Here is a 25211-nt window from a genome sequence, read left to right as displayed (position 1 = left end):
CTAAAAGGAAAGTAGGCCAAACCAATGAGTTATCAAAGCGACCGGATCATGTGCGTCGGAATTAACGAGACAGATCGTATTGCCGAGCTGGATGCCATTAAAAAAAGCAACCCTGAGTTCAGCAGCTTGGTGGATCAAGCAATCGCCTCTGGTAAAACGGCAGGCCAACTGGCATTTAGCATTCTGAGAGACCGCTCAGTAGCGCAGAAGCTCGCCGATACGATTGTTGCTGAAATCAATAAAGGACGTACTCCAAGCAGCGATGTAGCCGATCAATCCGTGCATAGCACGTCTGAAAGAACAAAGATGCTAACTGATTTTTTAGTCAATATCATAAATCAAAATCACACTGAACGATAAAATTCTGAAAGGATGAATCCCATGGCTATATTTGATAGCAACAAAGCTAAATTGAAAAAGGGAAAAGCTGATCAGCCGGTTGCCACAACAAAAGTGCAGGAGGTAATTACCGAAACGGCCGAACCTGTGACGCCTCAAATCACTCTGGATGAACTCGTTGATGCATTTCTCAAGAAAACCAAAGCTTGGGAAAATAAAGTTCAAGAGAATCTCGGGAACCTTCGCAATCAGCAAAATTCCTTGAAAGAAAAAATCAACAAGCAAACTCGTACGGCCCTTGAACACGATCTGCAGGACGAAAACGAGGAGGCAGCGAAATATCGGCTTGCCAACAAGGATCTTCGCTTGGAGTTAGAAGAGGTTGAAGCCTCTATTTCAGAATTTGAAAACCACACGATCGGCAAAGTTGATTTCACCGCTGATATCAAGGGAATTCAAGAAGCGGCGAACAGGGAACTTCATGAAAATATTAAAGCGCAAGAAGCGACTTTTGAGCAGCGGGCAGCGATTGATCTGCAGATAAGAGAGCTTGAAATGAAGAAAAATCAATTGGATGCGGAAAGAAATCGACTTGACCGGTTTGGGCCAGAATATAAGGTTTCAAAGATCATTTCGTTCATCTATCCAGCCGATATGAAGCATCTTCCTCATATTAATCGTGAAAGCTTTATTCGCAATTGGATATTTGGCGATGACATCAGTTATTACCTCCCTAAGGAGGAGAACAATGCGCCGCGCGATATCCTTACTACCAATTACGAGATACAACACAGAGAGCCGAATCCTGAAATTCAGACGGCAAGGATAAATAGCCAGAAGCAAAGTGCAATCGTTCTTCAGGAATGGAAAGAGGCTCATCCAAATGCGGAGGTTATTCGATCCTTTTCACCCAATGTAGGCACTTTGGAGATCGTCTATAAGAATAAAGCCTAAGTGTAGATACTTGCAGACAGAGGGGAGATATTCCCCTCTAATCCCAGAACATTACCCCTCAGCCAGTGATCGCCAACAATATCCTAATAAGAGAACAGGAGACTCAACCCATGAATAACGAAACCCAAACGAGCGTGACCTATACCCTGTTGCGGCCGATCCAATTCGAAGGTGAGACGGTAACCGAGCTGACGCTTGACTTCGAGAAACTGACGGGAGCCGATCTGCTCTCATGCGCAGCGCAAGCCAGATTCATCGCCCCGGAAGAAGGTTCTTTTGTGAAGGCCTTGTCGATGCCTTATCAAATCACAGTAACCGCCAAGGCTGCCGGAGTCATTCCTGAACTGATCAAGTCCTTGAAGGCGAAGGACTTCACCAGTCTGTTGCAGAGGGCACAAAATTTTTTACTGCTACAGGAATAGGAGAAGACATTGATCGGGGGATTCGCGAACTCGCGATCCTCCTTTCTTCTATTCCTGGCTCCACCATTGAGTTCTGGTTAGCGCAACCGGTTATGGAGTGGACGAGGTGGCATTCAGCTTATGACGGAATTAGCAAGAATCGCAAGAAGCGATAGAAAGGGGGAAATGAGATGCCACAAGGAAAGACATATTCCACAACGTTCGAGCTCGGCGGGAAGATGGACCCGACCTTCAAACGAGCTTTCGAAGGAGCTGAGCGAGCCGCAGACGGCACCGAGAAGGCGTTCAGGGGTCTTGAAAAGAGCGGCAAAGGTGTTCCCTCCGTGTTTTCCAAGGCGTCCGAATCCGCAAAAGGGTTCGGCGATGTGCTAAAACGAGTCGCGGAGTATTCAGGGGCATTCGCCATTGTCGATACTGTTGCCGACTCGTTTAAGGATATGGTTGGCACGGTAGGCGATTTTGACAGCTCCATGAAGCAAATGCAAGCGGCTACCGGTGCCAGCGCCGACGAGTTTTCGAAGATGCAGGAGGCGGCAAACAACCTATATCGGCAAGGCCGAGGGGAGAACATCGACGAGCTCACGAAGGCTCTCGTCACCACTCGAAACGTAACGAGTCTGACCGGTGATGAACTGGAGAAGACCACCAAGAACGCGCTGGCGCTTCAGGATGTGTTCGAATTCGGTGTTCCTGAATCTGTGAAGGTCACCGAGACAATGATGAAGAACTTCGGACTCACGTCCGAACAGGCCATGAACCTGCTCGCTCAGGGAGCTCAGAAGGGCATGGACAAATCGGGCGACCTATTGGACACGGCCAACGAATACAGCGTCTATTTTAAAACGATGGGCTATTCGGCAGAGGATATGTTCTCACTGCTCAATACCGGCTTGCATAACGGCGCGTTTAACCTAGATAAAGTCGGGGATGCGGTCAAGGAGTTTGGGATTCGGATCAAGGATGGCAGCTCCAGCACCAAGACGGCGATGAACGACCTGTTCGCGGCGAAGAATGCAGATGCCTTTATCGCTTCCATGCTCAAGGGCGGCGAGCAGACCAAGGAGTATCAAGAGCTTGTCTCGCGCACGTCGAAGGCCACGGCTGCCGACCTGATAAAGAACCTCCGTAAGGGCGGGACGCAAGGTGAGAAGGCCTATGCGACCGTCCAGAGTACCATAGCTGACGGGAATAAGATTCTCGATCAGGTCGCTAACGGATCGCTCAAAGGCCGGGACGCAATGGAACTGGTCATCTCCGAGCTCAACAAGATACAGGACCCGGTTAAGAAAAGCACCATCGGTGTTTCCCTGTTTGGGACACAATTTGAGGATATGGAATCCAAGGTCGTCGGTTCCCTCGGCACGGTGAACAAGGAGTTCGACAAGATGGCCGGCACGATGGATCAGATTAATGAGACCAATTACGACAACCTCACCCAGGATATCAAAACCCTTGGCCGGGAGTTCATGCAGGATATCGTGATGCCGATCGGCGAGGACTTGCTCCCCTACCTTCGTGATTTGACCGAGTGGGCCAGCGAAAACAAGGATATCGTGAAGCTGATTGCCCTTGGCACACCGGCCGCAATGATCGGGAAGAATGCTGTAGGGGTCGTGAAGAACTTCTCCAAAGTGACAAAGGGAGCTAGCATGCTTGGTGGAGCGGTAGGGATGCTGTCCAACCCATTCGGGATTGCACTCGGAGCGGTTGGCTTGGCTGCAGGCGGAATAATCGCATATAAGAAGCATCAAGAAGCCGTTAGGCAAGACATCATTAACATGGGCCCAAAGCTTGAAGAGGCTGCCGGGAAATATCAACAAGTTGCCGATAAAGCCAGTGCTACGAATGATCTGGTATGGGAATACGATCGCCTTAAACAGGTTGTTGAGAATAATGTGGACCCGACTAGAAATATGGCTGATCAACAATCTCGAATGCGTGAAATTGAAGAGAAGATGCTGGAAATGTACCCAAAGCTTATTCGGCAATCCGATCTACAAAACGGGAGTTTCCGCGAGAAGGCTGGTTTAGCGAAACAAGTTGCCGATGCGCAACGTGACATGGCTAAACTGGAATTGGATAAACAAGTAGCTGAAGGCCGAAAGAATCTCCCTAAACTGGAACAGCAAATCCCTGATCTTCAAAATCGTACAGCGGATCTACAAAATCAAAATGATGCGTTGGACACGGCTTATGCGCAATTTAGCAAAATCGAAGCCAAGTATCAAGAGATCATGCAGATGGATGAATCTCCAGAGCGGGCCGTACAGGTGCAGGACTTATTGAAAAAGGCTAACGAAGCTGGTGCATCTGTCGGGTACTATTTCAGTCATCTTGATCTTCTCCCTGGAACAGCTGCTGAAATCAATCAAAAAATGATCGACTCCTATGATACAACGATTAAGAAAAGCAAAGAGTTGGAAGAAGCAAAGTCAAGCTATCAAACGCTTTACGATCAGCAGATAGATCTGATCGAACTAGATCTCGGCGGGAAGATAGAAGACCAGCTTGCCAAATATAATTCGATGAGCGCAGAGCAAAAGGCATTATTTGATCCAGTTGTTGAGCAAGTGCGCAATATGAATCAGGAGTTTGATTTGCTACCAGCCAACAAGAAGATCAATGTGGATGTGGTATGGCAGCAGACAGGGATATTCAAGGATGTCCCTCGGCTTCCGCTTCCTAAGCTGCCGCAGCTCACACAATATGCCGATGGTGGCATAGCGAGTCGCCCTTCGATCTTCGGGGAAGCCGGGCCGGAAATGGCGATCCCGCTCAACGATTCCTCCCGGAGCCAATCGCTTTACGAATTAACGGGCCGGTTGCTCGGAATGGAGCGTCCTTCGCAGTCATCGGAGACGATCAATGTAGAGTATCACGCTACGATCAACATCAGCGGGGCTGCCGATAAGGCCACGGTTGAGCAGGCTGTGAAGGCTGGACATGCCGACTTCAACAGGCAGATGAAGGATTGGTTAAGGCAACGATCGAGAGTGAGTATGAGTTAATGAAGAGGAGCACCTGACGGAAATAATCGTTAGGTGTTCAGTTTTTTTAGTTTTGAAATTCCTTATACCAGCGCGGATTTATCCAGAATATCGATGAAAATAAAAAAGACCGCCAACCCCATGGTTGCCAATCGTTTTGGTGAAAATCAAGTTTTTTATTTTTATTTTCAAGAGGGTGAACTGTTCCCAGTTCCCTCTTTAAATTCATCTTAGGACTACTTGCCTAATACTTTCCACATCTTCCGCCTAATCCACCACATGACCGAGAGATAAACGGAGCGAAGCCATTTCAACTGAATCACCCCCTTTTCGGAGGATCGGACTCCATAATACATATTCAACAAGGATGGGATGGATTCCTCCAGATGCATTTAATTTGTGGGATTCTTGGAATTAACGATCTAATAATATCCCCTTGGCTGTTTCTCGGACAGGTCACTGTAGGGGATATAAGTGGATCAAATGTACTGGTAGTAAGAATAGGTTGATTTATATGGTGAAATTCCCTAAACTAGGGTCTGAACAACGAGAAGGAAGTGTGTCTGATTATGGATATCTTTACAGTAGGATACGAAGGTGAAATCATTGAGAACTGGACAGATCGGCTAGTTGAGGCTGGTGTGACAGTGCTTATTGATATAAGGGAGAAGCCAATTAGTCGCAAGAAGGGATTCTCGAAAACCGCTTTGAAGAAGCAACTTGAGGAGAACAACATCGGATATATCCATTGTCGCGATTTGGGATCGCCGAGCGATATTCGAAAACAACTACATCACGATAAAGACTTCATTACTTTCTTTGACCTTTACGACCATTATCTTGATGAGAATCAGGATACTCTCGTGAAAATCATCGAAGAAGTGAAGGGCGAGAAACCATGCTTAATGTGTTTCGAAAAGAATCATCGGCAATGTCATCGAAGCGCCGTGGCAAAGCGCCTGGAGAAAATTTACCCCGATGAAGTGAGGATTGTTCATCTCTAATGCCGGAAGATGAATGGGAAAAGAAGAAAGTCTTGATCATGGTTAAAGCTCAACCTCAACAGTCTCATAAATATATCGAGACGGTTTGTACCGCAGGAATTACCGAAGATTCAAAATGGATTAGATTGTACCCGATGCCGTTTCGAACAATGGGGAAAAGCCAACAATTTCAAAAGTACCAGTGGGTTGAAGTTAATGTACGACGACGACCAGGAGACCATCGTGAGCAAAGTTTCAAACCAGATTTGCAAACGCTAAAAATTGTTTCCGAAAAAATCTCGAGCAAGAATAACTGGGAAGGCAGAAATAAATTTGTATTGCCAACCTTGCTACCTTCTGTTGAATATATGGTTGAAAACTATCCTAAGGTATCACTTGGAATAATTAAGCCTAAGGAGATCATTGATCTAGTTATTGAAGAATTGAAAGCAGATGACAAAGAAGATTACCATCAATTAATAATGGTGTTTGACGAAGAAGCTTCAATATCCACACCAATTAAGAAACTGAAGTATAAATATTCATATAAGTTTTTATGTAATGATCCAAGGTGTACGAAAGCACATAAGCTATCAATCATTGATTGGGAACTTGGAGCATTGATAAATAATGCATCAAAGATAAATCCTGATTATGAGTATATTAACAAGCAGGTTAAAAAAAGGTTTTACGAAGAATTGTGTTCAAAGGAGAGAGATACTCACTTCATCCTTGGTAATAAGTTCCCATACCCATCGTACATGGTTCTAGGAGTGTATTATCCTAAGATAGATCTACAGCTAAGCCTTGACTTAGGCATATAGAAATTATTAACGAAGCCACTCCTTCCGGAGTGGTTTTTCAATGATGCGGGCCTCCAAGAAACTCTATACGGCTCATAGAGAGGTGCCATAGAACTTGTGGATCCCATTCCATGTGAGCGCAGGACAAGCGAGAGGGAGACGGAGGAGGTCACGGGTCCTTCCAGCACCTCAGACACTCTGCGGGTGCGCGTGAGCCCGAAAACCGCTTAGATTTACAGTCGAAAAATTACTTCCGCTTCCGCTTTGGATCAACCGAACCGAGGCAGCTATTTATTGAGCTTCATTAGAGCGAAAGTGTCAATATCTGAGGCTTAATGTTGAAAAGCGGAAGTAAGCTGTCCTGCAGTTCCGGAAGTGGTAGGGGGATGATTGCCGATCCCGGACGCTGCTGAACGTCCACCTGTAGGATATCTCGCGTTTCTCCCCCCCCCCGGCTTACATGGACACAGCAGCTCAGACGGGCATTATGCGGTAGAAACGTCCAGAAGCGGATTCAAACAGACATTAGGGAAGGGATTATACGTAATAAATGCCCCACTCTCCCAAAATGGAGGATGAGGCATTTTCTTACAAGGTATTTGTTTGGGGGTTATCAATGGAGTTGAATAAGGGATTACATATCAATGTAGAGCTTCGATCTTGGCTCAATGCTCGACGGATCTCCGAAATTATTCTTTGGTTTCCCATCAGGTCCGGCATTGTGCGCGCTTGTAGGTTCCTTTGTAATGTAAAAGGCTACCGTGCGGTATCTATATCCTCCAGCCCAAGCTTTTGAAACTACATCATAATGAAGGCTCCCATCATCATCAAAATTCATTACCTGCCCGGCTTCGCCTTCATCCCCTCCAGTATCATACGCATTCACAGAATATGGAAAGCATAGTGATAGAATAAGGAGTAGAGCTAAAAATATTTTTGATTGTTGCCGCATGACGCACCACCTATTTTTGAATAAAAACAAAATTAGAAGTGAGATCGGAAGAAGTATTTGTGAAAAAATCTCCACCGTTAGCATATTTAGCTGTGACAGCTATATCCGCATATCCGGCATAATCTTTCTTCGTGGTCCCCCCATAAAAAGAAATATCCGAGGTTTGCCCACAAAGTAAGGGTTTGCGGTCTTTTGCAGAAAACATAGACAAGTCACCCTGTACCACATGAACCTCAAATCTACCTCTAAAATAAGTGGAACTTCCGTCGTTGTAAATCATACTAGGTTCTACGGAAAACTCTCCTTTGAGAACAAGTCTTCCGGCCTTGACTCTTTCGACATAAGCTTCCGTCACAGCTCTAACTCCTGCTTGCGTCCTTTCAGTTGTTCCCTGCATAGACATTAAGGAAACAATCTTATCCACCCAAGCGCTGTCAATTGTTTTATAATCCACATTGAAAAGAGCGTTGTAGAAATCCTCTACATTCTGTGCAGACCTATCAACCCTAGCTTTTGGAAACCAATTCTGATTATTATATGCTTGAAGCGGAGTTTGTCGATATTTCTCAATACCATATGCAATGAATGGCATGTCATACGCAGCATTAGGTACATCCTTCAGGATGTACTCATACTTGTCCGCATTTTTAGGAAGGTTGGTAGTCCTAATTTCTCTACCCCAAGGATCATATGCCTTGGTCATATTTGCCTGAGCTTCCTTCAATGCTGCTTGGTTTACTGGAAGCTCTTCTCCCCCATTTACACGAAGAACGTTCTGCATAATTGTAACAGCCGCACCTCTAGTCACAGTGCCTTGAGGATTTAGACCCTTGTTTCCATCTCCAGAAATCAATCCAGCCTTAACCGCAAGCAGCATGAATTGATTGTCACTACCAGCTTGCTGGCCAATCGCACGAACAGCAACTTTTACCATCTCAATACGGCTCATTTGCGTATTGTAGTCACCCTTGGCAAAATCCTTACTATCTAAGAACTTGTAATTCTTAACAGCAGTAACTGCCTGATTATACCAAGGATTGGTCGCTACCTCTGGGGTCTCTAAATGCATTGCTTTATACAGAACCGTAAGGAATTCTGCCCTCGTAACAGCAGCATTGGGCTTAAAAGTGCCGTCTGAATAACCGCTGACATACCCTTCTGTCACTGCCCGATCAACAGCAGACCAGGCCCAATGAGATGCTGGGACATCCTTAAATCTCTGAGCCTTATCCTCGGCAGCAGCAACGCTGCGGCCCGACAATGTGTTAGAAGCAATAGCTGTGTGGGCCTTTAGTTGTTGATTCACCACTGAAGTAATTGGATTTGCGAATATACTGGCAGAGAGAATGACCAAACCAGTAGCGGTAATTACTTTATTCACTCAAATTTCCCCCTAGATGATTGAAGACAATTGTCGATTTATGAAGACTGTATTCGACGCTAACCATAAATTCCCTCCTAATCGGGGATATCCTTGTTAAAGAGTTCCCTCGCTACATGGGTGTTCAAGTAAGATCCAGGGGAGAGGATAACAGCACTCCAGATTGATGAAACATACTCAAAGATCCTTGAAGATGCTGAAACCTACACCGAGCAAGTAAAAGAAACCGAAAGATACGGTCAAATACTCATTGAAATGGTGAGGGCAGCAGGTTCTCTATCCAGATGAAGAAGCGGCCAACCAACTCAAATATCAAATCGGAAAAATTGAGCCGAAATTCATTGCTCTAATGCCTATTTTTGATGCATCGTTGATGGGATAACATATTTCTATTAACGGAGGCATAAACCATGGGAAATAGGCTTACAGAGCAGCAAATATGCGACATTGAGGATAGATTCCGCAGCTTACATAAAATCCTTATGAATGATTTCGAAGCACTTCTAAATGAGGTAAAGGAAAATAGAAAACAGGAGGATACATTCAAACTGGCTGGATCAGTTGAAATGCCAGCCACTAATAGGGCCGAGCAAATACATGGATTTCTGATGAGTGAATTGCCTTCGGTTCTTGAGATTAAGGATGTTCAGCAGTTCTTGAGGATCGGAAAAGTCCAAGCTTACGAGCTCGTAAACTCTGGGCAATTTCCAGTCTTAAAGATCGGCCGCAAGGCGAAGATATTGAGAGAATACTTTCTATCGTGGCTCACACAGAACCAGTGACTGCCAGCGCGTTCTTTGCCTCCGCTTGCTTGGCGCGCGTTGCTCGGCTTCCTGCAGGGCTTTCTTGACCTCTCGAAGCTCGCGGACGGTCATTTCGTCGACCGTCTTCGACTCGCCCGTTGACGGAACCGTATGGGGCTTATCACGCTCTTCTTCAGGAATTGTTGCAATCTCATAAAGAGCTTTGAATCCGATATTTGCGCCCGAGCGCAAATTAGTTTCGTTCAATTGATCGTAGATTTTGATGAATCTGCTTGCTTGATAAAGATCAACATCGATCGTTCCCAACCACTCGCCAAACTGTCCGTGCGCCAGGTCATTCTCCTTCACGTGCTTCAGCCGCTTGCCGATGTCGGCAATTCTCCGAAATTCGGAGAATCCAATACGGACGATATCGTCCGCTTTGAAGGTATCTATAACAAGAGCCTATCTTGCCAATAGATGCGACGTCGCATCTTATAGAAACCCGTAGACATCTGCGCATTTTCACCGATATAGGCGAAATCATATACGACGATGTCGTCGCATATCGCGCGACGTCGAGCGGAAGCGTACGAAGTCGTATGGTTTTTACCGCCGGGCAGTAGAAACCTACTTATCAGCGCCCGGCGCTGATAAGTATTTTTCACCGACCGGCGGTGGAAATTCTTTTTCGTCGCCCGGCAGCGAAAAACGTAAACAGTGTTCACATTTCGAAGGGGAATGCTCATCCGTGCGGTACTCCTGATTTTCGGTCGGATGTCGACCATAATTCCCGTCAGCGAGGGCGAGTGGGTTTTCACCGGGCTCCGGTAAATACTCGATGGGGTTTTCACCAAGCGTTGGTAAAAAGTTCAGAGGTTTTCATTAACCGTTAATGGAAATTGGACTGCGGTTTTGTCCAACGATTGGACGAAAGGGGTTATNTCACCGGGCTCCGGTAAATACTCGATGGGGTTTTCACCAAGCGTTGGTAAAAAGTTCAGAGGTTTTCATTAACCGTTAATGGAAATTGGACTGCGGTTTTGTCCAACGATTGGACGAAAGGGGTTATTGCCGAACTCCGGCAAAAACACTTTGAGATTTTGCCAAGCGTTAGCAATAATTCGTGTGGGTTTTGTCCGAAGCTCGGATGAAACCACATTGGGAGGGTTTTATCCGCCGGGCGGACAAAAATAGGTTAATGGCGCCGGGCGCCAAAAACTCAGAATGTGGGTTTCGCGTGCAGGGCACGCAAAACACTCGACTATGGCCGTGAGGAAGGTAGTTTCGCGGGAGCTTCCCGCAAAATACCTGATCCCGATCATGTACGAGCGCCGCATAAAAGCTGCTAAAGCAAGGTCGAAGCAATTTCGTACGCCCGGCGTACAAAACTATTTTGCGCGAGTCCACATTATGCTGCGGAGTTTTTGCCGCCCGGCGGCGAAAAGTACTTTTCATTGCCGGGTAATGAAAATTCCTGTAACCCCAGGTGACAATAAATCATTTCCGTCACGCGGTGACCGAAACTCCTTATCCTTCACTCAGTGAAGAAAAGTTATGTTCACGCGGTGAACGGAACTCCATTCTCACGCTTTTGAACACTCATTACCCCAAAGAGGTACAAACACCTTATCCAGTCTGTTCCCCGGTATAAATGCGGCTGAGAAGCACTTCTGTGGAGCCACAGAGGGTGAATCGTCATCTATACTGTAGAAAATGGTTCCTCTCGCAGCTTCTGCAGAATTTCTGCTACTCGGTAGCAAAAAAACCGTTTCCACAAATTCCCTTGACTGTGATTGGAGCCGAATGATGTACACTCCATGAAATTTGCTCCATGATCTCTGAACTCAGACAGGGCAAAGGATTATCTCATTTTCCCGCTGAATACCCCATAAAGTCATGGCTTTATGTTCCCAGCATAGTCCAATTATTTGGAATGAAGTACCTTTGAAAAACGCCTCCTTACGCAGTAAATTCGATGCAAGGAGGCGAGAGAGATGTTCAACCCATACGATTACTACATCACTCCGGAAGAGTATGAAATCGCGGCAAGCAATGGGATATCAAAGAAAAACTTGGAGAGTCGAATCAGAGAGAGGGGGTGGGAAAAACAAAGAGCAATTACTACCCCAACAAAAGGTCGAAGGTGTAGTCCCGAAATCATCGCCTTAGCTAAAGCGAATGAAATAAAATATAGCCAATTTTACACAAGGCTTGTTGAAGGCTGGGATGAACATCGAGCAGCTACTACACCAATTCCCAGCCCTATCGAGCAACGAGAAATGGTCATGAAGATGATTGAAAAGAACCGGAAGTACCCACTCATAGCTATTCAGTTGGCAGAGCAAAATGGAATTTCGGTCAAGTGTTTTAGGGATCGAATAAAGCGAGGGTGGGATCTTATAAGGGCTGCCACTCTACCGCCATCATATGAAAATAGCAAAATGCGGTTGATGGAAATATACGGTGATGATTTTAAGAAGATCGTCAAGAAGTGGCTATTTCTTAAGAGTCTGAAGTGAGGTCCACGAGGCTGCCATTATGAACTCACGAGATGAAATTATTGCCAGATTTCTTGGGCGTAATAAGCAAGGAATAGGGGTAAGAGTTGTTGACGGAACGTTGACGAAATCCGTCAACAACCATGATCATGAAACCAATGCCAAACGGATATCGGGTATTCTATCCACTGGATTTAAAATGCGCTCAGTTAGTCCATGACAAAGCTTAATTCCAAATAAGATTTTGCCCACAGATTTGCCCACGCAATCGCGTATAACCATGTAAAATGGTTCAACGATGTTACAGATGAAAACACGAAAAAGCCAGTATTAGCGCGATAAATTCATCAGACGTAGAAGATATTTCAGCAACCAATTAATTCGAGTCAAACTACAATTTTGCGAATGTCCTCTCCCGAAGGGACGCCAAGAAGACGTTCAGCTTCGCCCCTCTGACTCCAGGATGAAAGGCCTCCTTCTCGGGGCCGATGGCTTTCGAAAGAAAGTCAAATGCTTGCTTCAAGGTTTCATGAAAAAGAGGGTGTCCCAAAAGTCATCAAGGATGACAGAGGGGCGCCCTCTTTCTCATTTGGACAAACAAAAAGAAACCACTCTTTGGTAAAATGGAGGTACCACCCAACCATAAACCAAAAGGAGTCGGTTTCTTTGTACATTCAATATAGCATGGATCAACTGTGCTTACCAATGGATTTGGAGGAAGACATTCCCGCAAATCACCTCGTTCGCGTGGTAAACGCCGCCGTCAATCGTCTCGACGACGCCATCTTCGACGCGGCGTACCCTGGAGGAGGACGAGATAGCTACCATCCCAAGATGCTCACTAAAGTCATCATCTACGCCTACACCCAGCGCATCTACTCCTCTCGTCAGATTGCCAAAGCCGTGCGCGAAAACATCATGTTCATGTGGATCGCAGGCCGACAACGACCGGACTTCCGTACCATCAATCGGTTTCGCTCGGAGCGTATGAAAACCGTGCTGGAGACCGTGTTTACCGCCGTTCTTCACTTTCTGGCGGAGGAGAACTACGTGCAATTGGAGCATTACTTCGTGGATGGTACCAAGATTGAAGCCAACGCGAATCGGTATACCTTTGTGTGGGGGAAAGCAGTCGTGAAGCACAAGGCCAAGCTCCAGGAGAAGGTCCAAACGCTATTTGCGACAATTGAAGAGGCGGAGAAGCAAGAGGAAGGCGTGCACAAGGGCCGGGATCTTCTCGAAGTGGGCGAGTCGGCAGCCGTTACCAGTGAAAAGCTGGAGCAGGCGGTCCGACAGTTGGAAGAACGCCTGCAGGAAAAGCCCAAGGACAAACCGCTCAAGAAAGCCGTGCGCGCGCTCCGAAAGGACTTGCTTCCCCGGCTTCAGAGGTACGAAACACACCAAGCCATCTTAGGCACGCGAAACAGCTACAGTAAAACGGATCATGACGCGACGTTTATGCGGATGAAGGAAGACCACATGGGAAACGGCCAGCTCAAGCCGGGCTACAATGTGCAGGTCGGTACCGAAAACCAGTTCATTCTCGGGTACAGCGTCCACCAGCGACCGACCGATACGCGCTGCCTCATCCCTCATCTCGAAAAGATCAAGGCTCAGCTCGGGAAACTGCCGAGCACCGTGATTGCCGATGCGGGATATGGCGGTGAAGAGAACTACGACTATCTGGAGCAAAGTGAAGTCGAAGCGATCGTCAAATACAGCACGTATCATCGGGAGACGAGTAAGGCATGGCAGAATGACATCAGCAAGATCGACAACTGGAGCCATGACAGCGAATCGGACACCTGGACATGTGCGGCCGGGCAGACGCTTCATTTTCGTCGAACGAGCAAGGTAACGACGGAAAGCGGATATGAAATCGAATACCGGCATTACCGAAGCACAAGCTGCGAGGACTGTCCGCTGAAATCACAGTGTACGAAAGCACAAGGGAATCGTGAGATTAGGGTCAGCATGAAATATATGCAGCTCAAGAACCAGGCCAGACAGAAGCTCCGCAGTGCAGAAGGGTACGCCTTAGCCGTACAACGCATGATTGAGCCAGAGCCTGTGTTTGGCGATATCAAGAACAACCGGGGCTTTAGACGATTCCTGCTTCGAGGCTTACCAAAGGTGAGCCTCGAGGTCGGGTGGTTGTCGCTTGCCCACAATTTGCTCAAGAAGGCNGACGGAAAGCGGATATGAAATCGAATACCGGCATTACCGAAGCACAAGCTGCGAGGACTGTCCGCTGAAATCACAGTGTACGAAAGCACAAGGGAATCGTGAGATTAGGGTCAGCATGAAATATATGCAGCTCAAGAACCAGGCCAGACAGAAGCTCCGCAGTGCAGAAGGGTACGCCTTAGCCGTACAACGCATGATTGAGCCAGAGCCTGTGTTTGGCGATATCAAGAACAACCGGGGCTTTAGACGATTCCTGCTTCGAGGCTTACCAAAGGTGAGCCTCGAGGTCGGGTGGTTGTCGCTTGCCCACAATTTGCTCAAGAAGGCAGCGATAGACGCCAAAAACGAAGGAGCTAAGCGAGAACGGTCCGCTTAGCTCCTTCGTTTCGTTTTTTTTGCTATCCCATTTGCTCCTGAGGTTGTTCCAAAGCTTGCTTTTGGGACACCCTCTGCTTTTGTTCTAGCGGCTGAACCCGGATTTGCCAGCCAATTGCTGTTCGGCGATTTCGACAAGACGGCGGGTAATATGTCCCCCGATCGCACCGGTATCACGAGTAGCCATGTATCCATAATATCCGTCAGCCGGGATTTGGATACCAAGCTCTTGAGCAACCTCATACTTCAGTTGATCCAGGGCTTGACTCGCTTGCTGAACGACAAGGGTGTTGCTGCTGCGGCTTCCTGCGCCCATCTCTTATTCACCTCCAGTAATGAGTAGTATGAACGAATTATTTAGATTTACTCATGAATCCAAAAAATCAAGTTGACGCTTCCTTTGACCGCGGATTATAGTTAGTTCATCCTAACCGGAAAACTTTTACATTGAGGTGCTAAACTCCACGTGAAATCACTCAAACGCGTTCTTCTCCCTTTCTTATGCTCCGCCCTTATTTTTACAGCTGCCCCCGCTTATGCGGACTCTGCATCTTCATCCGGAGCCCAGTCGGCCACATCCGCTTCGCGCATCGAAGAGGTTTTGCAGTTGATCCGAGATTACTATCTGAAGGGCGCCTCGGAAGAGGATTTGGTACAAGCGGCTATCCAGGGAATGCTCGATTCTTTGGACGATCCTTACAGCCAGTATTTTAATTCGGCGGAAGCCAAGGAATTCTTCAATTACATAAACGGAACCGACTATAACATGGGCTTCTATCTCAAGCCTGTCGACAGCCGAATCAAAATCACGGAAGTGGAAAAGGGTTCTTCCGCAGAGAAAGCCGGCATCAAGGCCGGCGATTTCCTGGTCTCCCTGAATGGGGTCAAGGTAACGGTTGACAATATCGTCAAGGTCTATTACGACCAGCTTCCTAAGGAGGACAAAGGCACCGTTACCGTCGAGGTTCTGCGCGGCCTGAAAACCTTCAAATATACACTTGAGTTGGAGAAGATCGAATATCCTCTCGCGACGGCTTCGCTTTTCTCGGGAGATGTCGGATATCTGGCGCTTACCTCCTTCAGCGAACGGACCGTGACCGAGCTTGACAAGGGGCTCGCAGATCTTCGGGCGAAGGGCATGAAGTCGCTAATCCTGGACCTGAGGGGCAACGGCGGCGGCGACGTCCAAGCGGCGGAAGATATCGCAAAAAGATTTATCGAGAAGGGCACCTTCATGTATTTGACGGACAATACCGGAGAAGTCTATGAAGAAGTGATTGAAGGCGGCACTCCGATCGGCGTTCCCGTTTATCTCCTCGTGGACGAAGACACGGCCAGCGCGTCCGAAATGCTCGCCGGTATGCTACAGGATCACGGAATTGCCACACTCATCGGTATGACCACTTACGGCAAAGGCGTGATTCAGCAGGTACAGGATTTCGAGCCGGACGGCGCTATGCTCAAGCTGACCACCTATGAATACTTCACTCCGGACGGTAATGTAGTGAACGAAGTGGGCATTACCCCGGATATCGAAGCGGATGATGTGTTCTCTCAACTGTTCACTGCGTTGCGGAAAGCCGGAGCCAAGCGCTACTCCGTGCAGATCGGAGAAGAAAAGTATACCGTCAACGGTGTGGAGTTCTCCGGGAAAATCCCGGTCATTCGAGATAAGGGCAAGGTCTACATCCTCTCTCGTCTCGCGGCTCCCCTGATCGGCGCTAGCGCCGAATGGAAAGGCGGCAAGGAGCAGACGCTCGTGCTGACCAAAGGCGGCAAAGCGGTGAAGGTTTCGCTTGCTTCGGGAAAAGCGATCCAACGAAACGACTTCACGTATCTGGAGCTTACGGAATTGGCGAAGCAGTTCCCAAGCCTCACCTGGAAGGATACGGCGGAAGGCCTCGCTCTCACCAGCGCGGATTGACATTTCAAGATCGAACGGTATAATAAGAGAACTTACATGAGTATCCATATTGGAAGCAATGACAGGAAAGAGTAGGCAGGTACAGTCTCTTCAGAGAGCCGGCGCGGGTGGAAGCCGGCGGGACGTCCTGATCCGAATGGGTCCTGGAGCTTAAAGCCGAGAACGAGCCTTCTTTCACACTCTCGCGTATGTTATCGCGGTGTGCCGGTTGCAGGGGTTCGAAGGTAGGCGGCACGGTTGGCTCTCCGTTACCGGGCTGTTCAGAGGCTTTTTTACGACAGGCAGCATTTCTGTCGACAAAAGCGAATGAGGGTGGCACCACGGTCTATCGTCCCTTGCGGCGATAGGCCTTTTTGCATGCATTTGAATGCGTACCTATACACGGAAAGGGGCATGAAGAACATGAAACGAATTTTATCGGGAATCAAGCCGAGCGGAGATTTGAACATCGGCGGCTACTCCGGAGCTCTTCAACAATATGTTGCCATGCAGCATGAATATGAAAACTTCTTCTTCGTTCCGGATCTGCACGCCGTTACGGTACCCCAGGATCCGTTGGAGCTGTACCACCGCTCCAAGGAAATCGCCGCCTTCTACGTGGCGGCAGGAGTCGATCCGGCGAAGTCGGCTATCTTCCTGCAATCGCAGGTGTCGGCCCACGCGGAGCTCGGCTGGCTGATGGAGACACAGGTGCATTTCGGCGAGCTTAGCCGGATGACCCAGTTCAAGGACAAGTCGGACGGCAAGGACGCGGTCAGCTCCGCGCTGTTCACTTATCCCGCCTTGATGGCGGCGGATATCCTCTTGTATCAAGCCACGCATGTACCGGTAGGCGAAGATCAGAAGCAGCATGTGGAGCTCACCCGCGACCTCGCGACGCGCTTCAACAACCGTTTCGGCGAGACCTTCACCGTGCCGGAGCCGATCATCCAGGATTTGGGCTGCCGCATCATGAGCCTGGACGATCCGTCGAAGAAGATGAGCAAGAGCAATCCGAACAAAAATAGCTACGTGCTCCTGCTGGATGAACCGGACACGATTCGCAAGAAGCTGTCCCGAGCGGTTACGGATTCCGAGATGAGCGTCCGCTATGACCCGGAGAACAAGCCAGCGGTTAGCAACCTGCTGGAAATTTACTCCATCTTCTCGGAGGAGCCGATCTCCGTGATCGAGAAGCGATACGAGGGGCAAGGCTACGGCGGGTTCAAGAAGGATTTGGCCGAGGCTGTCATCTCCAAGCTGGAGCCGATTCAGAGGAACTTCCGCGAGATCATCGATTCCGAAGAGCTCGTCCGCATCCTGAAGGATGGAGCGGAGCGAGCATCGGCCGTGGCGAACGAGACCCTGCTGAAGGCGAAGAAGGCCATGGGATTCTTGACGTTTTGACCCAAACGAGCAACCGGATCATAAGAACAAAGGCAGGAGCGGGTAAGCCGCTCCTGCCTTTTTGGATGGGTGCAGTTCTTTTGAAGGGTGCAGGGTTCTAATGGGAGAAGCGGCGATTGCCGCCTAAGCCGCGCCGGGGCGAAGCTTTTTCTCGAGGCGGGAGTCGCTCACCCATCCGACGTAGGAATAGAGCACCTTGTAGTCGTCGTCCATTCTCAGAACGGCGATAAACGGGTATTGCTTGCGGTATTGATAACGGACATCGATCCAGCGGACCTCATAGCCTCCTATGCGCTCGCGCACCTGAGCGCAGGCGAAGGAGGAAAAGTAAAGGAAGGCGGCGACGTCGGGATGGGACTTGGACGCATCGATGGCCGGATGTTTGTCACAGGCGATTTTATCGATCCAGCGGAGCTTGCGGCCCCTCAGGTCTCCAACGACAAAGGTTCCGTCGCTCCGCCTCTTCACCACATTCCAAGCCGTGTAGTTAATGGTAGGGAACAGGTGAATCCGGTCTCCCTCATGGAAATCGCTGTCCTGCTTGCGGGCGTACTTTTCCAAAAGGACGTGCTGAAGGGTCCGAAATACATAGTAAATGCCGATGAGCGAATACAGAACGGGAAAGATGGACTGCGGCGGCGCTGCATGAATGGCCCACAGGGCAAGCGCGGCAAGATGGGAAAAGAAGATGAACGGGTCGAAGATATGAATGATGTTCCAGGCAATCCATTTTTCAGTAAAGGGCTTGGCAGCTTGGGTTCCGTAGGTGTTGAACATGTCGGTGAAGACATGAAATGCGACGGCTCCGAAGACCCAAAGTCCGATATGAAGCATGGGCAGCGGAGAGAAGATGAGCCCGACAAACGCGGTGATCAGCAAGGACCAAAGAACGAGCGCGGGAAGGGAATGAGAGGTTCCCCGGTGATTTCTGACGTAAGTGGCATTGCCGCGAAATCGGAGCAGTCCGTCCGCATCCGGGGCTTGCGATCCTAAAACGGTGCCAAGCATGACGGCCATTGTGGCGGTCGTGTCTCCGGCAATCACCGGATCAAGCTGGGCCAGACCGGCAAGGCCAAGTCCGATGACAAGGTGAGTTCCGGTATCCATGATGATGAGCCTCCTGTCTGTGGAACATTTCCGATCAATACTCCTTAGTGTACCATCTTCTTACCCAAAAAATGAAATTCCGAACGGCTCATTCTATGCGGAGCTTCCAGAGGGCGACCGGGTCACTGTCCAATATGGGGCAAAAAGAAAACCCGCCTCAAGGGGCGGGTGATGAAGCGGTTCAGCGCGGAAGCGGAACTCCCGGGGGGTGGAAGTAATTAAGCGGCTCGTCGAAAGTGATGTAATCGAGGTTTACCGTCAGCAGCAAGTAGCGCTTGCCGGTTGTCGGATCGCTGATAATGATGTGGTCGCGTCCAGCGGCTTCCAATCTTCCTTTGAAGATCTTGGCATTCCATTCCACATTGTTCTCGTAGGTCATGTAGATGGTGGCGGTTTTGCCGAGATTGAGCCGCAGGATATTCTCGACGTACGATTCCTCGACTCGACCGGGCGGCAGGGCTCCCGGAACCGCAACTCCGGTTGACGTGACGGGCGTACCGGCAGGAACGGGTGGAACCATTCCCTGCATCCCTGGCGCTGGGCCGGTTATGTACCCGGGCACGGGGGAAGCGGGCTGCGCTCCATACGGAGCAAAGCCGCCCGCTTGCGGACGGTACGCAAATCTTTCCGCATCGTAGAAGCTCATCCTTTTTCATCCTCCTTCATGATAGCTTGCTCTCCTCTACCCTCTTGGCGGCAATCAATAGACGCTCGGGCAATTTTCCTCAAGCGGAGAGAAGAAGCAATGGCTTTTGAACCTGTCGGTGAAGGGCTGATTGTACCACTCACTCGGGCAATCTCCGGTCGGGCGGAAATACCAAAGAGAATTGGTGGCGGGGTATATTCTCTCGCCGTTGATCACGCGGCGGGCCAACCTGCGTTCGTTATCCCGGGGACGCTGATAAAAATAGCCGAATTGGGTAGCTTCAAAGCCTCCGGGGCTTTGATACACGACATCGCGGATATTGCGAACGTTGCGGAAATCGAGGCAATTGGCCAAGGCGCGGTTGATGACCACATTGCCGACCATCAGCATGCCTTGATCGCCTTCGCCTTCCGCCTCCGCTCGCAAGAGACGAGCCAACAGATCCACATCGCTGGAATTTGACTTGATGACGGCCAAACGAATCATTCTTCCTTTCCGGTGCCGGTCCTCTGGGCTCGCGGAGCAAATTGCTCCCCTACAAAGCATATGGGCATTCGTCCTAAAGCGTTCCTCCTCTGGAAAAAATATTTTTTTCAAAGTGTGATAAATATTACAGATTTTCGACAGTTATTGTTTTCCTGTGGTCAGAGCCGCCTTCCTCTTGCTATAGTAGAGAGGCAAGAAAAGTTGAATAGGAGGCGGTTTATAGGTGAGTCATCCACTCAATGCGACGAATCCGCTGGAGCTCGACTCTGCGGAAAACCTAGCTGCACCCAAGCCATACACCTGGAAGGATTTTGTATATATTACCAAGCCGGGGATCCTCTTCAGCAATCTGATGACGGTTTTCGGAGGGTTCTGGCTCGCCTCCCGTTGGGAGATCGACGGCCTGCTGCTCTTATGGATTCTGCTTGGATCAACCCTGGTGATGGCCTCCGGCTGTGTGCTGAACAATTACTTGGATCGGGAAATGGATACGAAGATGTCCCGCACGAAGAAGCGCGCGCTCCCCTCTGGCCGGCTGCAGGCGCAAACCGTATTCGCTTACGGCGTTGTCTTGGGGCTAGTCGGCCTCGTCATGCTGTATACGCTGGTCAACCCTTTGACCGCTGTGCTTGGGCTGATCGGTCTCCTTGTCTATGTAGTCGTCTATACCGCATGGCTGAAACGGACTTCCGTCTGGTGCACGACAGTCGGGGCGATATCGGGAGCCATGCCGCCAGTTATGGGGTATGTGGCTGTTACAGGAAAATTTGATATGAACGCCTTGCTCTTGTTCGGGATTCTGTTCCTCTGGCAGCCGCCGCATTTCTGGGCGCTCGGCATTCGCCGCAAGGAAGAATACCGGGCTGCCGGGTTCCCGATGCTTCCCGTGGTTCGGGGTACTCACGCGACCCGGATCAGCATGATTCGCTATGCCGCTCCGCTCATTCCGGTTTCGCTCATGCCCTACCTCTATGGATCGGTCGGGGTCGTTTACCTGGTTGCGGCAGCGGCACTCGGGATTGGCTGGCTTGTGATCATCGTCAAGGGCTTTAAGGAGACGGATGAAAACCTCTGGGCCAAGAAGGTGTTCGTCTATTCCATCAATTATCTCATGGTTTTGTTCATCGTCATGGTATTGGATACGACGGGAGGCTTCCTGTCCAATCTGTTCTAAGCGAAACGAATAACAGGACCCGTCCTGTTCGCTTCCGGGAGATCTTCTTCTCCTCCAGATGCGAATCGGGCGAGTCCTGTTTTTTGTCTTACGGGTCCAGCAGGTAGTCGCCGAGTCCGGCCTTGTCCAACTGCTGGTATAAGTACTCCTCTGGCGTTCCTTCCACCCCGGCATAGCCTCTGCGCGTATAGATTTGTTCCGCATCGGGGAAAGCCTCGCGAAGCAGGGCGCGAATCTTCTTGCCGGAGGCATCGTTGTCGGTAAACAGGTAGACGGGAAGATCTCCTGCTTCCATGCGAAGCCGGTGGAGGCGCTCGGTACCCGGCGTTCCCATCGTGGTCAGAATCCTCACGCATGGTTTCGTCATCCGGGCTAACCGACTGCGGTCATTCTTGCCTTCCACGATGATGACAATGTCGATTGGGGGCGGGGGCATGTCCATCCGAATTTCACCTCGCTCTTATCTTACCCCAGAGACCCTCGGTCGTACGAGACAAGATGGGGCCTCTCGCAAAAAAAGCCGTCTCGCGGGAGTTGCTCCCGGAAACAGCTTCTTTGCGCGCACGTCCTCTGGGGTTTGAATACCGTTACCCGCGCAGCAGCCGAGGCAGGCGTTCGCTTGCCCGGGCTGCTGCAATCGGCATAAGCAGTCATCCTTTCCCGCCTTATTAGATGAACATAGTGCGGAGGATGATCACCAACAGGATGAAAAGGACAAGAACAAATGCGAAACTCGATCCGTACCCGGCTACAGCGCCCATGAGCCACACCCCTTTCCAGGCCCGAAAGGCCATGTGTTGCAGTACTATCCTATGCACCGGAATTCGGATAGCCTGTGCGGATACCCAGTACGCGTTAAGGTCATGTGGGGATCGAACGGCGCATGCGTCCCAGGGGCATGAGGATAAGTCCCGTCATCAGAGCAGCGAACGCCAAGAAATAAGGAGAAACCTCGGTGCGCAGCTGACCAGCAAGGATCGGGCCGAGGAAGGAACCGATGGAGAAGGAGATCGAGAGGATGGAGAAGGCGCGGCCGTATTTGCCAGCAGGCGTCATCTCAGCGAGCAGCGCGGCGATGGAGGGGAAGATCATCCCCTTGGCTGCGCCGATCAAGAACAGGGTGACGGGCAGTGGAACGTTCCATCCGACAGCCATCCCATAATAGATGACCGCCAGCACGAGACTGCCGAACAGGGTGCGGCCAAACGCCGAGAAGCGGTTCAGAAAGAGTAAGCTCAAGGAAAACAGTGCTCCGATGCTCACCATGGTGAACAGCAGGCCAGTCGTCATGATGGAGGAACGTGCCGCAGAGCCGAGCGGCAGCTCGAAGAACAGGATTCCTTGGGCGCATGACAAGCCGATGGGGATTCCATAGAAGAACCAGGGGATCGGGATATCGTCAAGCCCTTGTGAAGCAAGCCCAGACCTCTGCGTCTTCCCGTGTCCGTCTGCTGAATGGGAGGGGATAGAGCGGGGAGGAACGGCTGCGGCGGGAGTCTCGGGCTGATGATCTTCCTTCAAGGCGAACAGCGTGATCAATCCCGTTAGCATGAGCAGGATGCCCAAGGCGAGGAACGATTGGGAAAAGCCGAGCTTATGCACCAACAGAGCTCCTGCTGCTGGGGAGACGACGGAAGCGAGGGTATGGACGAGCCCGTTGCCGGCCATGAGCCGGCTTTGTTGCACCTTGCTGCGAGCCAGCCTCGCGAGCATGGCCATACTTGCGGGCGACAGGAAGGCGAGCGCAAAGCCGCTTAAGGAGCGAATGACAAGCAGCTCCCACGGGTTGTCCACTCCAGCCTGGAGGATCAGCAGGAAGCCTCCGGCCATCAGGCTCGCACAGATGAACCGTTTGCTTCCGAACCGGTCTACTCCGTAGCCGGCGATCAGATTGCCTGGCAGATGCGTGACGGAATACATCCCCATGATCAGTCCGATAAACGAAGGAACCGCTCCGAGGGACAATGCGAAGGGAGAGAGAATCGGGTACTGGGCATGAAGGTCAAACATGGCGACGAAGAGAAACAAATAGAGCCAAACTGCCGTTTTCATCGATCACACCTGCCTGTCTCAAGGGTCTCTCTTACTTGTACGCGTTATAAGGGTGAGGTAGTACAAACCCCTGCAAACCCCTGTGATCGTTTCAATGGCCTCGTCTTCCTCCATTCAAGGACTTCGAGAGCTACCGCTCCTCTTCCCGGGATGATATGATAGAACAAACCCTTAAAAAAGGATGGAATCGAATGGATCAATGGTCTGCATTTCTTACGGATCGATGGTATGTGATTCTGATCGCCCTTATTGCGCTTTTTCTCGTGATCCGGATTGTCAAGACAGTGGTAAAATGGCTTATCGTGCTCATCATTGCAGCGGGAGTCTTGTATTACGGCTACCAATATGAAGGCGGACTGGACTCACTTAAGCAGACGATCACAACGGCTGCGACTCAATCTCTTCAAGACGAAGCTGTCGCCATGATGAAGAAGGAAGCCGAATCCGCCACGTATGTGAAAAACAAAGACGGCTCCTATACCATCACGACCTCCAGCCTCAAGGTGGAGGGCAAGCCTGGAGAAGACGAGGTGACGGTTACCGTATTGAAGCAATCGTTCAAGATGAAGGCCAGCACCGTGAAGACATTTGTAGAAGCTGCGGCGAAGAACGCGAAATGAGGCCATACAGAAGAGCGAAGGGGGAAACGCCGTGCTAGAAGGGATGCGTTCCATCATCTTCGGGAATGCCGTATCGGTCGTCATCGTACTGATCGTCCTGTTCTCGGCGCTCTCCGGAGCGGGACGCGGCGCAACCGGCTCGGCTCGGCAGCTCATCCGCTTTGCGGTGGACACCGCGATCACAGTCGTCTCGCTTATGCTCTCCTGGAAAGCAGCGGAGGTTCTTTCTCCCATGCTGGCGGATTGGCTCGTGAGCCGAAACATTCGAATCCCCGACCGGGAGCTCGATGGCTTTAGCCAGCTGTATTATACGGCGGTGACCGGCCTGCGCGACTTCTCGCTCACGCGTGCGGTTGTGATCTTCTTCTTGGTTTACCTCGTGATCCGAAGCCTTCTCGGCAGTCTATCCTTTCTGTTCGGCTGGGGACTCTTCCGATTCAAACGGACGAGAGAGCTCGGGCCAGGCATCGCTTCGATCAGCAGCTTGATGGGAGCGATGCTCGGCGCGGTGACAGGCATCGGCAGAGCGATTGTGTTCATCGCTGCTTTGTTTGTCTACACCGCCTTGTTTCCGCAGACGGCGTTGTCCGATTATATACGGGATTCTCGCATGTACGAGCAAGGCGCAGATCGCATCGTCGGCCCTCTCACCGGAGACTGGCTGACGAACCGGCTTCCGGTGTTCACGGAATCGGTCAAGGATGAGATGTCTCGCGTCCTCCAGCGTCGGTACGAGGTGCTGGACGCGAATGTCCCGGAAGACATCGCCCAGGCGGCGCTGAAGGTTACGGCCAAAGCCGAGACCGATGAAGAGAAGGCGCGGGCCTTGTACAGCTGGGTCGGAACTCGGGTGCGGTACGATTGGAGCAAGTACGATTTGTACATGGATCAGAGAATCTGGAAGGAACAGACGCCGGAGGACACGTTCCGCACGCGCACCGGAGTCTGCATCGATTATTCCCGGCTCTATGCCGTCATGGCCAAATCCGTCGGTCTTGACGTCCGTGTCGTCACGGGGCTTGGAGCGGACGGATCGGGAGGCTACGGCCCTCATGCCTGGAATGAGGTGCGGCTTGGGGACGAAGGCTGGATTCCGCTGGATACGACCTGGGTTTCGAGCGGCGGCAGTTGGTTTAACCCGCCGAACTTTGCGGACACCCACATACCGGATAATCAAATATAAGCTTTG

At 50.2% G+C, this 25211-nt stretch carries 24 protein-coding genes and 1 pseudogene; 15 read left to right on the top strand and 10 right to left on the bottom strand.

The window, feature by feature from the left end; genetic code table 11:
• Positions 1-24: 24 nt before the first annotated feature.
• The 6 genes from BN2684_RS12255 to BN2684_RS12230 all read left to right on the top strand — a co-directional run bounded on the left by BN2684_RS12255 (position 25) and on the right by BN2684_RS12230 (position 6509).
• Positions 25-360 carry a hypothetical protein gene (locus BN2684_RS12255; RefSeq protein WP_058301779.1) on the top strand — a complete coding sequence of 112 codons (336 nt, stop codon included), beginning with the start codon at positions 25-27 and terminating at the stop codon, positions 358-360.
• Between the two features lie 21 nt (positions 361-381).
• Positions 382-1293, top strand: a complete 912-nt coding sequence (locus BN2684_RS12250; protein ID WP_058302411.1) for a hypothetical protein — start codon at positions 382-384, stop codon at positions 1291-1293.
• A 110-nt stretch (positions 1294-1403) separates the two neighbouring features.
• Positions 1404-1715: a phage tail assembly protein gene (locus BN2684_RS12245; protein ID WP_058302410.1), complete on the top strand. Its 312-nt coding sequence runs from the start codon at positions 1404-1406 to the stop codon at positions 1713-1715.
• A gap of 218 nt (positions 1716-1933) precedes the next feature.
• Entirely contained in the window at positions 1934-4723 is a 2790-nt protein-coding gene (locus BN2684_RS12240) for a phage tail tape measure protein (protein ID WP_159065791.1), read from the top strand.
• Positions 4724-5271: 548 nt separating this feature from the next.
• A complete protein-coding gene (locus BN2684_RS12235; RefSeq protein WP_058302408.1) occupies positions 5272-5706 on the top strand; it encodes a DUF488 domain-containing protein in 435 nt (144 codons plus the stop codon).
• Entirely contained in the window at positions 5706-6509 is an 804-nt protein-coding gene (locus BN2684_RS12230; protein ID WP_058302407.1) for a hypothetical protein, read from the top strand. The genes BN2684_RS12235 and BN2684_RS12230 overlap by 1 nt, the downstream gene beginning before the upstream one ends.
• A 613-nt stretch (positions 6510-7122) precedes the next feature.
• Here BN2684_RS12230 and BN2684_RS12225 read toward each other — a convergent pair.
• Both BN2684_RS12225 and BN2684_RS12220 read right to left on the bottom strand, forming a co-directional pair.
• Positions 7123-7440, bottom strand: coding sequence for a hypothetical protein (locus BN2684_RS12225; RefSeq protein WP_058302406.1), 318 nt, complete (start codon positions 7438-7440; stop codon positions 7123-7125).
• Positions 7441-7450: 10 nt separating this feature from the next.
• Positions 7451-8821 carry an S-layer homology domain-containing protein gene (locus BN2684_RS12220; protein WP_058302405.1) on the bottom strand — a complete coding sequence of 457 codons (1371 nt, stop codon included), beginning with the start codon at positions 8819-8821 and terminating at the stop codon, positions 7451-7453.
• Positions 8822-9231: 410 nt separating this feature from the next.
• On the opposite strand from BN2684_RS12220, the gene BN2684_RS24965 reads away from it, so the two are divergent.
• Positions 9232-9603 (top strand): helix-turn-helix domain-containing protein, encoded by a 372-nt coding sequence (locus BN2684_RS24965; protein ID WP_234340223.1) that lies wholly within the window; start codon positions 9232-9234, stop codon positions 9601-9603.
• Here BN2684_RS24965 and BN2684_RS12210 read toward each other — a convergent pair.
• Positions 9577-9954, bottom strand: coding sequence for a pathogenicity island protein (locus tag BN2684_RS12210; RefSeq protein WP_199825318.1), 378 nt, complete (start codon positions 9952-9954; stop codon positions 9577-9579). The two genes, BN2684_RS24965 and BN2684_RS12210, sit on opposite strands and share 27 nt — an antisense overlap.
• A 1607-nt stretch (positions 9955-11561) precedes the next feature.
• Here BN2684_RS12210 and BN2684_RS12200 point away from each other — a divergent pair.
• The 3 genes and pseudogenes from BN2684_RS12200 to BN2684_RS23915 form a co-directional block, all read left to right on the top strand.
• On the top strand, positions 11562-12086 hold the full coding sequence (locus BN2684_RS12200; protein ID WP_058302403.1) for a hypothetical protein: 525 nt from the start codon (positions 11562-11564) through the stop codon (positions 12084-12086).
• 645 nt (positions 12087-12731) lie between these two features.
• A complete protein-coding gene (locus tag BN2684_RS12195) occupies positions 12732-14270 on the top strand; it encodes an IS1182 family transposase (protein ID WP_058302402.1) in 1539 nt (512 codons plus the stop codon).
• Positions 14242-14628 (top strand): annotated as a pseudogene (locus BN2684_RS23915) (transposase); the annotation flags it as partial. The gene BN2684_RS12195 and the pseudogene BN2684_RS23915, both read left to right, overlap by 29 nt.
• A gap of 84 nt (positions 14629-14712) precedes the next feature.
• On the opposite strand, the gene BN2684_RS12185 reads toward BN2684_RS23915, so the two are convergent.
• On the bottom strand, positions 14713-14943 hold the full coding sequence (locus tag BN2684_RS12185; protein ID WP_058302400.1) for an alpha/beta-type small acid-soluble spore protein: 231 nt from the start codon (positions 14941-14943) through the stop codon (positions 14713-14715).
• A 150-nt stretch (positions 14944-15093) separates the two neighbouring features.
• On the opposite strand from BN2684_RS12185, the gene BN2684_RS12180 reads away from it, so the two are divergent.
• Positions 15094-16551: a S41 family peptidase gene (locus tag BN2684_RS12180; RefSeq protein ID WP_082651910.1), complete on the top strand. Its 1458-nt coding sequence runs from the start codon at positions 15094-15096 to the stop codon at positions 16549-16551.
• A gap of 402 nt (positions 16552-16953) precedes the next feature.
• Entirely contained in the window at positions 16954-17937 is a 984-nt protein-coding gene (trpS, locus tag BN2684_RS12175; RefSeq protein ID WP_058302573.1) for a tryptophan--tRNA ligase, read from the top strand.
• Between the two features lie 123 nt (positions 17938-18060).
• Here the strand turns inward: trpS and BN2684_RS12170 are convergent, their stop codons facing one another.
• The 3 genes from BN2684_RS12170 to BN2684_RS12160 form a co-directional block, all read right to left on the bottom strand.
• Complete coding sequence (locus BN2684_RS12170; RefSeq protein WP_058302398.1) at positions 18061-19044, bottom strand: metal-dependent hydrolase; 984 nt, start codon at positions 19042-19044, stop codon at positions 18061-18063.
• 181 nt (positions 19045-19225) lie between these two features.
• Complete coding sequence (gene gerQ / locus BN2684_RS12165) at positions 19226-19690, bottom strand: spore coat protein GerQ (RefSeq protein ID WP_082651909.1); 465 nt, start codon at positions 19688-19690, stop codon at positions 19226-19228.
• Between the two features lie 54 nt (positions 19691-19744).
• Positions 19745-20167, bottom strand: a complete 423-nt coding sequence (locus tag BN2684_RS12160) for a cell wall hydrolase (protein ID WP_058302397.1) — start codon at positions 20165-20167, stop codon at positions 19745-19747.
• A 232-nt stretch (positions 20168-20399) separates the two neighbouring features.
• Here BN2684_RS12160 and cyoE point away from each other — a divergent pair, with 232 nt between their 5' ends.
• A complete protein-coding gene (cyoE, locus tag BN2684_RS12155) occupies positions 20400-21350 on the top strand; it encodes a heme o synthase (protein WP_058302396.1) in 951 nt (316 codons plus the stop codon).
• Between the two features lie 88 nt (positions 21351-21438).
• On the opposite strand, the gene BN2684_RS12150 is transcribed toward cyoE, so the two are convergent.
• From BN2684_RS12150 to BN2684_RS12145, 3 genes are all read right to left on the bottom strand, one after another.
• Positions 21439-21771 (bottom strand): toprim domain-containing protein, encoded by a 333-nt coding sequence (locus BN2684_RS12150; RefSeq protein ID WP_058302571.1) that lies wholly within the window; start codon positions 21769-21771, stop codon positions 21439-21441.
• Between the two features lie 247 nt (positions 21772-22018).
• Positions 22019-22111, bottom strand: coding sequence for a YjcZ family sporulation protein (locus BN2684_RS23910; protein WP_108722210.1), 93 nt, complete (start codon positions 22109-22111; stop codon positions 22019-22021).
• A gap of 100 nt (positions 22112-22211) precedes the next feature.
• A complete protein-coding gene (locus BN2684_RS12145; RefSeq protein ID WP_058302395.1) occupies positions 22212-23402 on the bottom strand; it encodes an MFS transporter in 1191 nt (396 codons plus the stop codon).
• A 191-nt stretch (positions 23403-23593) separates the two neighbouring features.
• On the opposite strand from BN2684_RS12145, the gene BN2684_RS12140 reads away from it, so the two are divergent.
• Both BN2684_RS12140 and BN2684_RS12135 read left to right on the top strand, forming a co-directional pair.
• Positions 23594-24022, top strand: a complete 429-nt coding sequence (locus tag BN2684_RS12140; protein WP_058302394.1) for a hypothetical protein — start codon at positions 23594-23596, stop codon at positions 24020-24022.
• Positions 24023-24053: 31 nt separating this feature from the next.
• On the top strand, positions 24054-25205 hold the full coding sequence (locus BN2684_RS12135) for a transglutaminase domain-containing protein (protein ID WP_316245516.1): 1152 nt from the start codon (positions 24054-24056) through the stop codon (positions 25203-25205).
• Positions 25206-25211 lie beyond the last annotated feature (6 nt).

Origin of the sequence: Gorillibacterium timonense (assembly GCF_001457415.1) — a bacterium.
GTDB classification, from domain to species: domain Bacteria; phylum Bacillota; class Bacilli; order Paenibacillales; family NBRC-103111; genus Gorillibacterium; species Gorillibacterium timonense.
The sequence above is the reverse complement of the archived record's forward strand: the minus strand, read 5'-3'. Positions and strand labels throughout refer to the sequence as shown.

Coding starts and splice junctions, on each gene's coding strand:
- BN2684_RS12255 (WP_058301779.1), top strand. CDS start 25: ATGAGTTATCAAAGCGACCGGATCATGTGCGTCGGAATTAACGAGACA.
- BN2684_RS12250 (WP_058302411.1), top strand. CDS start 382: ATGGCTATATTTGATAGCAACAAAGCTAAATTGAAAAAGGGAAAAGCT.
- BN2684_RS12245 (WP_058302410.1), top strand. CDS start 1,404: ATGAATAACGAAACCCAAACGAGCGTGACCTATACCCTGTTGCGGCCG.
- BN2684_RS12240 (WP_159065791.1), top strand. CDS start 1,934: ATGGACCCGACCTTCAAACGAGCTTTCGAAGGAGCTGAGCGAGCCGCA.
- BN2684_RS12235 (WP_058302408.1), top strand. CDS start 5,272: ATGGATATCTTTACAGTAGGATACGAAGGTGAAATCATTGAGAACTGG.
- BN2684_RS12230 (WP_058302407.1), top strand. CDS start 5,706: ATGCCGGAAGATGAATGGGAAAAGAAGAAAGTCTTGATCATGGTTAAA.
- BN2684_RS12225 (WP_058302406.1), bottom strand. CDS start 7,440: ATGCGGCAACAATCAAAAATATTTTTAGCTCTACTCCTTATTCTATCA.
- BN2684_RS24965 (WP_234340223.1), top strand. CDS start 9,232: ATGGGAAATAGGCTTACAGAGCAGCAAATATGCGACATTGAGGATAGA.
- BN2684_RS12200 (WP_058302403.1), top strand. CDS start 11,562: ATGTTCAACCCATACGATTACTACATCACTCCGGAAGAGTATGAAATC.
- BN2684_RS12185 (WP_058302400.1), bottom strand. CDS start 14,943: ATGGGCGCAGGAAGCCGCAGCAGCAACACCCTTGTCGTTCAGCAAGCG.
- trpS (WP_058302573.1), top strand. CDS start 16,954: ATGAAACGAATTTTATCGGGAATCAAGCCGAGCGGAGATTTGAACATC.
- BN2684_RS12170 (WP_058302398.1), bottom strand. CDS start 19,044: ATGGATACCGGAACTCACCTTGTCATCGGACTTGGCCTTGCCGGTCTG.
- gerQ (WP_082651909.1), bottom strand. CDS start 19,690: ATGAGCTTCTACGATGCGGAAAGATTTGCGTACCGTCCGCAAGCGGGC.
- BN2684_RS23910 (WP_108722210.1), bottom strand. CDS start 22,111: ATGGGCGCTGTAGCCGGGTACGGATCGAGTTTCGCATTTGTTCTTGTC.
- BN2684_RS12145 (WP_058302395.1), bottom strand. CDS start 23,402: ATGAAAACGGCAGTTTGGCTCTATTTGTTTCTCTTCGTCGCCATGTTT.
- BN2684_RS12140 (WP_058302394.1), top strand. CDS start 23,594: ATGGATCAATGGTCTGCATTTCTTACGGATCGATGGTATGTGATTCTG.